This is a genomic window from Kaistia terrae (genome assembly GCF_026344005.1).
GTDB lineage: Bacteria > Pseudomonadota > Alphaproteobacteria > Rhizobiales > Kaistiaceae > Kaistia > Kaistia terrae.
On the sequence record NZ_JAPKNH010000002.1, the window covers coordinates 794,180 to 806,090 of the forward strand.

10 protein-coding genes and 1 pseudogene are annotated in these 11,911 nt (G+C 63.7%); 5 read left to right on the forward strand and 6 right to left on the reverse strand.

Annotated elements, in window-relative coordinates; genetic code table 11:
* Positions 1-20 precede the first annotated feature (20 nt).
* From OSH12_RS08835 to OSH12_RS08845, 3 genes and pseudogenes are all read right to left on the reverse strand, one after another.
* Positions 21-896: pseudogene (locus tag OSH12_RS08835) on the reverse strand (ABC transporter ATP-binding protein); the annotation flags it as partial.
* The gene (livM, locus tag OSH12_RS08840) at positions 896-2,275 is read right to left on the reverse strand and encodes a high-affinity branched-chain amino acid ABC transporter permease LivM (protein WP_266343148.1); all 1,380 of its coding nucleotides are present in this window, start codon (positions 2,273-2,275) and stop codon (positions 896-898) included. The pseudogene OSH12_RS08835 and the gene livM, both read right to left, overlap by 1 nt.
* A gap of 1 nt (position 2,276) precedes the next feature.
* A complete protein-coding gene (locus tag OSH12_RS08845; RefSeq protein WP_266343149.1) occupies positions 2,277-3,194 on the reverse strand; it encodes a branched-chain amino acid ABC transporter permease in 918 nt (305 codons plus the stop codon).
* 273 nt (positions 3,195-3,467) lie between these two features.
* Here OSH12_RS08845 and OSH12_RS08850 point away from each other — a divergent pair, with 273 nt between their 5' ends.
* Positions 3,468-3,965, forward strand: a complete 498-nt coding sequence (locus tag OSH12_RS08850; protein WP_266343150.1) for a flavin reductase family protein — start codon at positions 3,468-3,470, stop codon at positions 3,963-3,965.
* A 24-nt stretch (positions 3,966-3,989) separates the two neighbouring features.
* Here the strand turns inward: OSH12_RS08850 and OSH12_RS08855 are convergent, their stop codons facing one another.
* Positions 3,990-5,303 (reverse strand): MFS transporter, encoded by a 1,314-nt coding sequence (locus OSH12_RS08855; RefSeq protein ID WP_266343151.1) that lies wholly within the window; start codon positions 5,301-5,303, stop codon positions 3,990-3,992.
* A gap of 140 nt (positions 5,304-5,443) precedes the next feature.
* Positions 5,444-6,277, reverse strand: coding sequence for a uracil-DNA glycosylase (locus OSH12_RS08860; protein ID WP_266343359.1), 834 nt, complete (start codon positions 6,275-6,277; stop codon positions 5,444-5,446).
* Between the two features lie 352 nt (positions 6,278-6,629).
* Between OSH12_RS08860 and OSH12_RS08865 the strand changes: the two genes are divergently transcribed.
* Both OSH12_RS08865 and OSH12_RS08870 read left to right on the forward strand, forming a co-directional pair.
* Positions 6,630-8,291 (forward strand): electron transfer flavoprotein-ubiquinone oxidoreductase, encoded by a 1,662-nt coding sequence (locus OSH12_RS08865; protein WP_266343152.1) that lies wholly within the window; start codon positions 6,630-6,632, stop codon positions 8,289-8,291.
* Positions 8,292-8,407: 116 nt separating this feature from the next.
* Entirely contained in the window at positions 8,408-8,806 is a 399-nt protein-coding gene (locus OSH12_RS08870; protein ID WP_266343153.1) for a DoxX family protein, read from the forward strand.
* Here the strand turns inward: OSH12_RS08870 and pcaD are convergent, their stop codons facing one another.
* Entirely contained in the window at positions 8,807-9,592 is a 786-nt protein-coding gene (gene pcaD, locus OSH12_RS08875; RefSeq protein ID WP_266343154.1) for a 3-oxoadipate enol-lactonase, read from the reverse strand.
* 179 nt (positions 9,593-9,771) lie between these two features.
* Between pcaD and OSH12_RS08880 the strand changes: the two genes are divergently transcribed.
* A complete protein-coding gene (locus OSH12_RS08880; RefSeq protein ID WP_266343155.1) occupies positions 9,772-10,686 on the forward strand; it encodes an AAA family ATPase in 915 nt (304 codons plus the stop codon).
* Complete coding sequence (locus OSH12_RS08885) at positions 10,686-11,903, forward strand: vWA domain-containing protein (protein WP_266343156.1); 1,218 nt, start codon at positions 10,686-10,688, stop codon at positions 11,901-11,903. Before OSH12_RS08880 ends, OSH12_RS08885 begins: the two co-directional genes overlap by 1 nt.
* Positions 11,904-11,911: the final 8 nt, after the last annotated feature.

Sequence of the window (11,911 nt, forward strand, 5' to 3'; positions counted from 1 at the left end):
GTCGCCGCCCCTTCGATGATCTGGTCCAGTCGTTCCTCGACGATCTCGACCTCGTCGTCATCGACGCCGAGATAGGCGGCGATCACGCGCGGGTCGTTGCGCACCTCGGTGGGCGTGCCATCGGCGATCTTGGTGCCGTATTCGAGGACGATGACGTGGTCGGAAATCTCCATGACTACGGACATGTCGTGTTCGATCAGCAGGATCGATGTCTTCTCGGTCTTTCGGATGCCGAGCAGCAGGGCGTTCAGTTCCGCCGATTCACGCGGGTTGAGGCCAGCCGCCGGTTCGTCCAGGCAAAGCAGCTCCGGCTCCGTACACATGGCGCGGGCGATTTCGAGCCGGCGCTGGGCGCCATAAGGCAGGTCGCCGGCCGGATCGTCGGCGCGAGCGGTCAGCCCGGTCTTTTCCAGCCAGTACCTGGCCTTCTCGACAGCCCGCTTTTCGGCCCGGTCGTAGCTCGGCAAGCCGAGGACGCCGAGGATCGTCATGCCGGAGGCCATCATCAGCGTGTTGTGCTGCGCCACCAGCAGGTTTTCCAGCACGGTCATGCCGGAAAACAGGCGGATGTTCTGGAAGGTCCGCGCGACCTTGGCCTTGGCCGAGATCTTGAAGTCCGGCATCCGTTCCAGCAGGAAGGTCGCGCCGGAGGCATGCTCCAGTTGCAGCATCCCCTGCGTCGGCTTGTAGAAGCCGGTGATGCAGTTGAACACCGTGGTCTTGCCGGCGCCGTTCGGGCCGATCAGCGCCGTGATGTCACCACGTCCGACGCTGAAGGACAGGTCATTGACGGCGATCAGTCCGCCGAAGCGCATGAACACATGCTGGACAGTCAGGACAGGGTTGTTTTCCCACGGACGCGGGGCGTCCGGGGCCATGCCGAGGGTTTCGCTCATCAGCCATGTCCTTCTTTGACGAGGCTGCCGGAAATCGACTTCTTCTCCGCCAGGAAGATCGTTGGCTCACGCGACGAGACGAAGCCGCGCGGCTTCCAGATCATGATGCCGACCATGGCGAGGCCGAAAATCAGCATGCGGAACTGGTCAGGGTTGAAGTTGCTGCCGAAGATCGTCTTCAGGAAGGCCAGTTCGCGCAGGAGTTCCGTGCCGCCGATCATGGCGACGGCAGCCAGCGCCACGCCGACCATCGAACCCATGCCGCCCAGAACGACGATCGCCACGATGATCGCCGATTCCATGAAGGTGAAGGATTCGGGGCTGACGAAGCCCTGGCGCGCGGCGAAGAACGATCCGGCAAAGCCGGCGAACATCGCGCCGAGCGCAAAGGCGGTCAGCTTGGTGTTGGTGGTGTTGATGCCGAGCGAACGGCAGGCGATCTCGTCCTCGCGCAGGGCTTCCCATGCCCGCCCGACCGGCAGTCGGCGCAGGCGGATCGTCACGAAGGCCGTCAGCAGCGCCAGCAGCAGGATCAGGTAGTAGAGAAAGATCTTGTAGTAGGCCGACGAGATCGGCAGATCCATGATCCTGGCGAAGCCGTCTGGCGAGGCATCGAACTTGATGCCGAACAGCGTGATCTTCGGGATCGAGCTGATGCCGGCGGAGCCATTGGTGACTTCGCGCCAGTTGATCAGCACGAGGCGTATGATCTCGCCGAAGGCCAGCGTCACGATGGCAAGGTAATCGCCTCGCAATCGCAGCACCGGAAAGCCGAGCATGACGCCCCAAAGGGCCGCGAAAATGCCGGCCATCGGCAGCAGCAGCCAGAACGACAGGCCGAAATGGCTCGACAGCAGGGCGTAGGAATAGGCGCCGACGGCGTAGAAGGCGACATAGCCGAGATCGAGCAGGCCGGCGAGGCCGACGACGATGTTCAGGCCCCAGCCGAGCATCACGTAGATCAGGATCTGGATGCCGAAATTGTCGACCCATTTCAGCGAGCCCTGAAAGCCGAGTAGGCTGACGACGATCGCCGGATAGAGGAACAGGAACACAACCGACGCGGGCGCGAACCAGCGCGACACCGCCTGGCGGGCGGCCGAAGGCGTCTCGGATACGGGGCCGGCCCGCTCCTTGCGCGCCGCCATGGCCGGCCAGACCAGGGTCAGAAGCAGGAACCGCCCAACGATGATGATGCCGATGACGGAGGCAAGCAGCCCCCATCGGCCCTGCACCACCAACTCGTTGCGCATGTTCTGTTCGGTCCGCAGCCCGACCAGAGGACCGAACAGTCCAAGCGCGATGAGGCCGGACAAAAGCGAGTCCTTCACGGCTGCGGAAATATCCGAGCCATGTTTGATAACCGGTGAGTCTGCCATGTCACACCTTCTCGACTTCAGGTCGTCCGAGGAGGCCTTGCGGCATGAAGATCAGCACGATCGCCAGGATCGAGAAGGCGGCGACGTCCTTGTAGTCGATGGAGAAATATCCCGACCAGAAGGTCTCGATCAGGCCGATCAGCAGACCGCCGATGACCGCACCCGGCAAGGAGCCGATGCCGCCCAGAACCGCGGCGGTGAAGGCTTTCACGCCCGGAACGAAGCCGTCCGAGAAATTCACCACGCCGTAGTAGGAGAGGAAAAGGGTGCCGGCGACGGCGGCGAGAGCCGCGCCCATGACGAAGGTGAGCGAGATGGTGCGATCGACATTGACGCCGAGAAGGGCGGCCATCTTGCGATCCTGCTCGCAGGCGCGCTGGGCGCGGCCGAGCGAGGTCTTCTGCACGAGGTACCAGAACCCGGCCAGCAGCACGGCGGTGACGACCCAGATCAGGATCTGCTTGTAGGAGAGCGTGACGGCGAAATTGTTGGAGTTCATCACCTCGATGCCACCGCTCAGAATGGGTGGGATCGGCTTGTTGCGCGGTCCTTGCGTGACCTGGACGAAATTGGACAACACGATCGACATGCCGATGGCTGAGATCAGCGGCGCCAAGCGGAACGAGCCGCGCAGCGGCCGATAGGCGATCCGCTCGATCGCCCAGCTCATCAAGCTTGTCAATACCATGGCGATCACCATGACAATGATCAGCGCCAGTATCATCGACGACATGCCAAGAACTGTCGTAAGGACCAGGAGGAAAATGAGTGCGATGAACGCCGACGTCATGAAGACGTCGCCATGGGAGAAGTTCACCATGCCGATGATGCCAAACACCATCGTGTAACCAATCGCAATCAGGCCATAGATAGACCCAAGCGTGATCCCATTGATCAATTGTTGTAGGAACACTTCCATATTGTAGATCCCCGCATGCAGCTCAATTCTTTTTTTGGTGGAGGTCCGTGCCCGTAGACCGGCCTCTCATTGATCTCTCGATTAGGTACACGAACCGAACAAAACAACAAGTCACCTCCGAACACACAACTGACGCGACGGGATAAGGTAAGTTCACCTTATAAGGGCTGAGGCTGATTTCTTTTGACCGGAGCGCCGTCCGGCTTGTCGTCGTCGGCCCGACCCGATACGACCAAGCGTGACGGAGCTGGCAGGATTGGGATACGAATAGGCATGGATACGCTCACGGATCTGGTCGATCCGGCAATGTTCCGCGAAGCGATGAGCCGGCTGGTAGCGCCGGTTCATGTAGTGACGACCTCGGGCGAGGGCGGCGCATGCGGCCTGACGGCTTCCGCCGTGACATCGGTTTCCGATCGTCCGCCAATCGTGCTCGTCTGCGTCAACCGGAAGAGCCTGACCAATGCCGCCTTCAAACGGAACGGCAGCTTCTGCATCAATACGCTAGAGGGAAACCAGCAGGATCTGGCCGAGGCCTTTGCCGGTCGCACCGGCCTTTCCATGCCGGAACGCTTCGCGTTGGGCTCGTGGGTGACGCTGGCAACCGGCGCGCCGGTGCTGGAATCAGCCCGCGCCAGCTTTGATTGCCGCCTGACCGATGTGATCGAGCAGGGCTCGCATTCGGTGCTGTTCGGCCTTGTCGAGGCGGTGCGCGTCGGTTCGCATGACAGCGCGCTGGTCTATCTCGACCGCGCTTATCATCAGGTCTGACGACTCGATCCCGAACTCGGCCGCTCAGGGTGTCGGGGTGGGCGCGGGTGCTGGAGCTGGAGCTGGAGCTGGAGCCGCTATGGCCGTCGCCGGTGCCGGCTTGGGGTCTTCGGCGCGTGGATCCAGCGCGATCGTCTCGGGCGTTGCGTTGCGCAGCGGCGGCATCGACTGGAAGGCGTCGCGGGGCACGTCGCGCGGGGCGGGCCGTCGGGACAGGCGATAGGCCGTGTAGGCGATCAGCACGACGTGGACGACCGAGAAGAAGCTGAACAGGCCGCCCGGTCCCAGATATTCCATCGTGATCGCGCCGATGATCGGGCCGATCATGGTGCCGAAGCCTGACATCAACAGCAGGCCGCTCGCAACCTTCACGAAGTCATCCGGCGCGGTGTAGTCGTTCGCGTGCGCGACGGTGAGGCCGTACATCGGATAGATCATGCCGCCGAACAGCGCGATCATGATGATGATGACGGTGGGTTGGGTCGGGCTGACAAAGGCGATGGCGAGGCTCATGACGATCGCGGCGACGGCGACGCCAATCAGCACGTAGCGGCGGTCGATCTTGTCGGAAAGCTTGCCCAACGGCACCTGGGTAATCGCGCCGCCGAGCACGGCCGCGCTCATGAAGAAGGCGATGACGGCCGTCGGCAGGCCGATCTTCTGGCCATAGACGGCGCCGAGCGTGCCGAAGGCGCCGTTGACGAGGCCGATCAGGAAACAGCCGACCGCCGAGACGGGCGAATTGCGGAACAGGCCGCGGAGATCGAGCTTGGTCGTCTTTAGCGGGCGGGGTGTCTGCGCGGTTGAAAGCGCCGACGGCAGGATGGCGAGGCAGTAGAAGATCGCGCCGAGCACGAAGAAAAAGAAGCCCTCGGCCGGCGCCGTGGCGAGCAGAAGCTGCCCTGCCGTCGACGCGCCGAAATTCACCATCTGGTAGACGGAGAACACCGTGCCGCGGTTTTCCTTGGTGGCGCGCTCGTTCAGCCAGCTTTCGACGATCATCTGGGCGCCAGCGAAACAGAAGCCGGAGAAGGCGCGAAGCCCGATCCAGGCCCAGGGCGAGATCCACAGCAGGTTGATCAGGATGACGACGCTGGCGATCGAAGCCATGACGCCATAGGCGCGGACATGGCCGACGCGGCGCACGATGCGCGGGACAATGATGCAGCCCAGAACGAAGCCAACCGCCCAGCCGGTGCCGATCAGGCCGAGCTCCGTCGTCGAGAATCCTTCGATGGCTCCACGGATGGGAAGCAGAAGGCCATGAAGGCCGCCGGCGATGAGGAGCAGTGCCGACCCAATGAGGAGCGCGGCGACGGGAAGGAGCTGGGATGCCATGCTAACCGGAGGCGCCGAAATTCGGCCAATTTGAATGAAGCGGGTGACTGACTCTAGTCAGCCGTCGGCATGTCCAAAAGATGGCACTTTGTGGTGAATATTAAGTTTACAGGATGAAAAACTCGCGTCGCGCCAGAACTTTAGACTGTCGCGGCGGTGATCGCAGCTTTCAAAGTCAGAAGATCGCGCCAGACAAGCCGCTTCTGCAGAGGTTGCAACAGCAGATAGGCAGGATGGAGCGTTGCCATCGCCTGGATTGTGCGCTTGCCGGTGTCGTAGGGGAACCATTGGCCGCGCATGCGAAGAAGACCTTCGCTCGTCGGCAGGAGTTCCTTGGCCGCCATCGGCCCGAGGCAAACCAGATAATCGGGATCGACCAGTTCGATCTGCCGCTCGAGGAAGGGCCGGCAGGCGGCCGTCTCCTGCGGCGTCGGCGCGCGATTGCCCGGCGGCCGCCAGGGCACGATGTTGGTCATGTAGACCTCGGCTCGTGTCAGGCCGATTGCCGCCAGCATCCGGTCGAGCAGCGGACCGGCCGGGCCGACAAAGGGTTCGCCCTGCAAATCCTCGTCGCGGCCGGGCGGATCGCCGACCAGCATGACGCGCGCCGCCGGATTGCCGCTGGCAAAAACGAGCGACTTGGCGGTCGTCTTCAGCGCGCAGCCCTCGAAGCGCGACAGAACAACCTTCAGCGCGTCGAGCGTCGTGGCGCTCGCTGCCGCCTCGCGTGCGGCAAGAGCATCGGCTTCCGGCGAAAGGGCGGTGGCGATGGTTGGCTGCGGGTGAGGGCGGGGTGCCGATTCGAACGATACCGGCGCGTGGCGCTGCGTCGGCTCCGGCATGGGTTCGGCGGCGCGCGCCACCAGCCGATTGACAGCCTCCTCCTCGATCGCCACGTCGACATCATTGGCGACGTACCAATCCAGCAGCGCCGCCAGCGCTTCAGGGGACGGGGATTGCAATTCGGGAGCCATCATATCGTTCTTGAGTAGGCGCAACCGGCGCCCATGTCGACCCTTTGGGGCTTCCGCACGATAGCATAGTTCAGGGAGAACTTCGGCCTTGTGTCGAATGCCGCAGGCTCGGTTCGTCCGGCGCATGCAACGGCATGGCAAGAGCGATCCAGCAGGTTCGGACGACGAAATAAGTCGCAGCGCCGCGCGGGCCTTTCAAGGTTGTGCGGCCTGCAAGGCGGCCTGACGCCGGAACGGCATCATGTTGATGCGGAAGGCTCATCAAGTCCTTCGCATCACTATATTTTCGGCATTGCCTGCGGTTTGTTGCTCTTCTAAACAGAGCGCGACATTCGAAACTGGACAGGCACGCATGGCAATCCCGGCAGAGCTTCCCGATCGCGAAGCGATGGAATTTGACGTTGTGATCGTGGGCGCAGGCCCTGCGGGACTTGCCGCGGCTATCCGGTTGAAGCAGGTCGATCCGGACATCACGGTCGTCGTGGTCGAGAAGGGCTCCGAAGTCGGGGCTCACATTCTCTCCGGCGCGGTGATCGACCCGATCGCGCTCGACAAGCTGGTGCCTGAATGGCGCCAGGAAGACGACACGCCGATGAAGACGCCGGTGACCGAGGACCAGTTCCTCTTCCTCGGCCCCGCCGGCTCCGTGCGCCTGCCCAATTTCCTGATGCCGCCGCTGATGTCCAACCACGGCAACTATGTCGTGTCGCTCGGCAATGTCTGCCGCTGGCTGGCGGCCAAGGCCGAGGCGCTCGGCGTCGAGATCTATCCGGGCTTCGCGGCAGCGGAAGTGCTGTTTGACGAGAATGGCGCGGTGGCCGGCGTTGCCACCGGCGACATGGGCGTCGGCCGTGACGGCGAGCCGGGCCCGAATTTTCAGCGCGGCATGGAATTGCGCGGCAAGTACACGCTGATCGGCGAGGGCGCGCGCGGTTCGCTCGCCAAGCAGCTGATCGCATCCTTCGGTCTGGCCGAAGGCCGCGAGCCGCAAAAATACGGTCTCGGCATCAAGGAACTGTGGCAGGTCGACCCGAAGCTGCACAAGCCCGGCCTGGTGCAGCACTCCTTCGGCTGGCCGCTCGACTTCTCGACCGGCGGCGGCTCGTTCCTCTATCACCTCGAGGACAACCAGGTCGTCGTCGGCTTTGTGGTGCATCTGAACTACAAGAACCCGAACCTTTCGCCGTTCGAGGAATTCCAGCGGTTCAAGACTCACCCGTCGATCGCGCCCGTCTTCGCCGGAGCCAAGCGGCTTTCCTATGGTGCCCGCGCCATCACCGAGGGCGGCCTCCAGTCGGTACCAAAACTGGTGTTCCCCGGCGGCGCGCTGATCGGCTGCTCGGCCGGTTTCGTCAATCTTCCCCGCATCAAGGGCAGCCACAACGCCATGCTTTCGGGCATGGAGGCGGCCGAGAATGTCGCGGCGGCGCTGGCTGCCGGCCGCTCGGGCGACGAGCTGCTGGGCTATGAAGCGAACTGGCGCGCCGGACCGATCGGCAAGGACCTCAAGAAGGTCCGCAACGTCAAGCCGCTCTGGTCGAAGTTCGGCACGCTGGGCGGCATTCTCGCCGGCGGCATCGACATGTGGGCGAACACGTTTGGCTTCACCCTCTTCGGCACGCTGAAGCATGGCAAACCGGATTTCGCCACGACCAAGCCGGCCAAGGACTGCAAGAAGATCGTCTATCCGAAGCCGGATGGCGTTTTGACCTTCGATCGCCTCTCCTCGGTATTCCTGTCGAACACCAATCACGAGGAAGATCAGCCGATCCACCTGAAGGTGCTCGACCCGGCGCTGCAGAAGACGTCGGAGCACGATGTCTATGGCGGCCCCTCGGCGCGCTATTGCCCGGCCGGCGTCTATGAGTGGGTGGAAGAGGCCAGCGGTCCGCGCTTCGTGATCAACGCGCAGAACTGCGTCCATTGCAAAACCTGCGACATCAAGGATCCGAACCAGAATATCAACTGGACGACGCCCGAAGGCGCCGGGGGCCCGAACTACCCGAACATGTGATCACGTTCGCGTGATGATAAGTTTATCCCACGTCCCGCTGTATGTTGCTCCGTCTGCTAGGCGCGAAATCCCTGTCGTGTTAACAGGATCGCCCCTAGTCATACGGAGACCTTATAGTGTCGTTTGAGAAGATTTCTAAGTTTCAGCCTTATACGCTCGGCCTGTTGCGCATCGTTTCTTCGTTGATCTTCATGGCGCACGGAACGCAGAAGATTCTCGGTTTCCCGGCTTCGGATAAGGCGCCGGCCATGTTCAGCCTCTCCTGGACGGCCGGCATGCTGGAACTGATCGGCGGCTTCCTGCTTCTGATCGGCCTGTTCTCGCGCCCGGTGGCCTTCGTGCTGTCCGGCCTGATGGCCTTCGCCTACTGGATCGCGCATGCACCGCGCAGCTTCTACCCGGTGCTGAACGGCGGCGACGCCGCCATCCTCTATTGCTTCATCTTCCTGTATTTCGTCTTCGCCGGCCCCGGTCGCTGGAGCGTCGATGCGCTTCTGAATCGCGAACGGGCCTGATCAGGCGCGCAGGAAGTCGAGCAGGACGCGGTTGAACGCCTCGGGCTGCTCGACATTGCAAAGATGGGCGGCGTTGCGGATGACTTCCATCCGCGCGCCGTCGATATCCGCCACCCATTCACGCGCCTTGGCGGGTTGCACCGCGGCGTCGTGATCCGCGCAAATCACGAGGGTGGGGGCCTGGATCAGAGCCAGATCCTCGCGCAGATCCATTTCGCCAAGCGCTTCGCAGCACGCGGCATAGCCTTCCGCTGACGTGTCGAGAATCATGTCGCGAATGCGGGCAACGATTTCCGGTTGGGAAGCGCGAAAGCCTTCCCGGAACCAGCGGCCGATCACGGCATCGACCAGCGCCGACAAACCCTCGTTGCGCGCCGTCTTCGCACGGCCCTCCCACATGTCGCGCGGCGGCAGATGCGGCGCCGAGGCGCAGATCACCAGCTTCTCGACATAGTCCGGCTTGTTCGCGGCGAGCCAGGCGGCGACCATGCCGCCCTTCGACAATCCCACGACATGCGCGCTTTCGACGCCCACCGCGTCGAGCACGCCCCGCGCATCGCGGCCAAGCCGATCGATCGTATAGGGCGTGTCGGGAATGTCGGAGCCGCCGTGACCGCGATCATCGAAACGGATGACGCGGAATTCCTCGCGCAACGCTGGAAGCTGATCCTCCCACATCGAAAGGTCGGTACCGAGGGCGTTGGTGAGGAGAAGCGCTGGTTTGCCATTGTCCGGATCGGCTTCGACATTCAGTCGGATACGATCGTCCATAGCGATCAGTGGCATGAGAGACCCCGTCGAACTTGCCAGCGGGTCGGGTCGGCCCGCATGATGGCGGCAGGCCCCTGACAAGGGCGTTGCTGGACGCAGCCTATATAAGGGAAGAGGTCCGGCCAAGGGGCACGTTCAAGTCCGGTTTAGCCTCCGGTGGACAGCTTAATCTTCATAGCCAGCAAGGAGCCGCGATGTCCGACCGGCCGCTTCCCGCCTCGATTGAAGCCACCCAGAAAATGCTCGACGCGGGCGGCTATGTCTCCGACCGGGCGCTGGCGACGGTGCTGTTTCTTTCGCTGCGGCTCAACCGGCCGCTCTTCCTCGAAGGCGAGGCGGGCGTCGGCAAGACCGAGATCGCCAAGGTGCTGGCCGCGCAACTCGGCCGCGAGCTGATCCGCCTGCAATGCTATGAGGGGCTTGATGTCGCCTCGGCCGTCTATGAATGGAACTATGCCGCGCAGATGGTCGAGATCCGTGCGGCGGAGGCCGCCGGCAGCGTGGATCGCGAGCGGCTGGTCGACGATGTTTTCTCCCAGCGGTTCCTGATCCGCCGTCCGTTGCTGCAGGCGCTGGAAGCCGGGGCGGGCGGGGCGCCTGTCCTGCTGATCGACGAGCTCGACCGCGCCGACGAGGCGTTCGAGGCCTATCTGCTCGAAATGCTCGCCGACAACCAAGTGACCGTGCCGGAGCTTGGCACGATCCGGGCGGCCGAGCCGCCGATCGTTGTCGTGACCACCAACCGCACCCGCGAGATCCATGACGCGCTGAAGCGGCGCTGCCTCTATCATTGGGTCGATTATCCCGATAGCGCCCGCGAGCTTCAGATCGTGCGCAGCAAGGTGCCGGGCGCCGGCGAAAGGCTCTCGCGCGAAGTCGTCGCCTTCGTCCAGTCGCTGCGTCGCGAGGGCCTGTTCAAGAGCCCCGGCGTCGCGGAAACGCTCGATTGGGCCGCCGCGCTGGTGGAGCTGGATCAGGTGGCGCTGGAGCCCGGACTGGTGTCGGATACGCTCGGGGTTCTCCTGAAATATCAAGACGATATTGCCAGGATCGAAAGCAGCAGCGTCGGCGCGCTTGTCGAGGCGGCGCGGGCGGAAGCGGCGGCGTGATGTCGGAGTCGCATCAAGGGGATGGCGGTCTTTCCTCGGGCGGCAGGCTCGATGAGAACCTTGTCCAGTTTGGCCGGTTGCTCCGGCGTGCCGGCATGCCGGTCGGGCCGGCTGCCATCCTCGATGCGATCCGCGCCGTCGAGATCGTCGGGCTCCTTTCGCGCGACGACTTTTACTGGACGCTGCATGCCGTGCTGGTGACGAAGCGCGAACAGCGGGCGGTGTTCGACGAGGCGTTTCGCCTGTTCTGGAAAGGCGGCCGGTTGAGCGCACCGATCTTTGTCGATCGACCGCGCGTGCCCGCGTCCCCGAAAAATGTGCCTCCAGCCGCTGCTCGCGTGGCGCAGGCGATGTATGGCGACCGGACGCCGGAATCCGAGCAGCCGTCTGATGAGGCGGAACGCGATCTCCGTCTGGCCGCCTCCGTGAAGGAGCGCTTGGCGACACGGGACTTTGCCCAGATGAGCGCCGAAGAACTGGCTGAGGCGCAGGCGGCGCTCGCCAGGCTGACCTTTCCGGATGACCGGATACCGACGCGGCGGCTGGTCACGGCCTCGCGTGGAAAGATCGATGCACGCCGGACGTTGCGAGCCGGCCTGCGGACGGGTGGCGACATGATCCTGCCGGTCTATCGCAAGCGCGCGGAAATCCTCCCGCCCATCGTGGCGCTTTGCGACATCTCCGGCTCGATGAGCCAGTACAGCCGCATCCTGCTGCATTTCCTGCATGCGCTGGGCGCGACGCGGCGGGTCGACACCTTCCTGTTCGGCACACGGCTCACCAACGTGTCGCGCGAATTGCGCCTCAGGGATCCGGACGCCGCACTTGCCGCCTGCGCCCATGCGGTCGAGGACTGGTCGGGCGGCACGCGGATCGCGACAGCGCTGCACGACTTCAACCGGCTGTGGTCGCGGCGCGTGCTCGGGCAGGGCGCTATCGTGCTGCTGGTGACGGACGGGCTGGAACGCGACAGCCTCGATGGGCTGACGGCGGAGATGGACCGGCTCCATCGCGCCTGTCGTCGGTTGATCTGGCTCAATCCGCTGCTGCGCTTCGACGGCTTCGAGGCGAAGGCGCGCGGCATTCGTGCCATGCTGCCGCATGTCGACGAATTTCGCGCCGTGCATTCGCTGGGGGCGGTCGCCGACCTTGTCCGCGCGCTCGGTTCCGTGTCGGCTTCAACCGCCGATCCACGCCGTTATCTCGCTGTCGCCTGAGGAGGGGC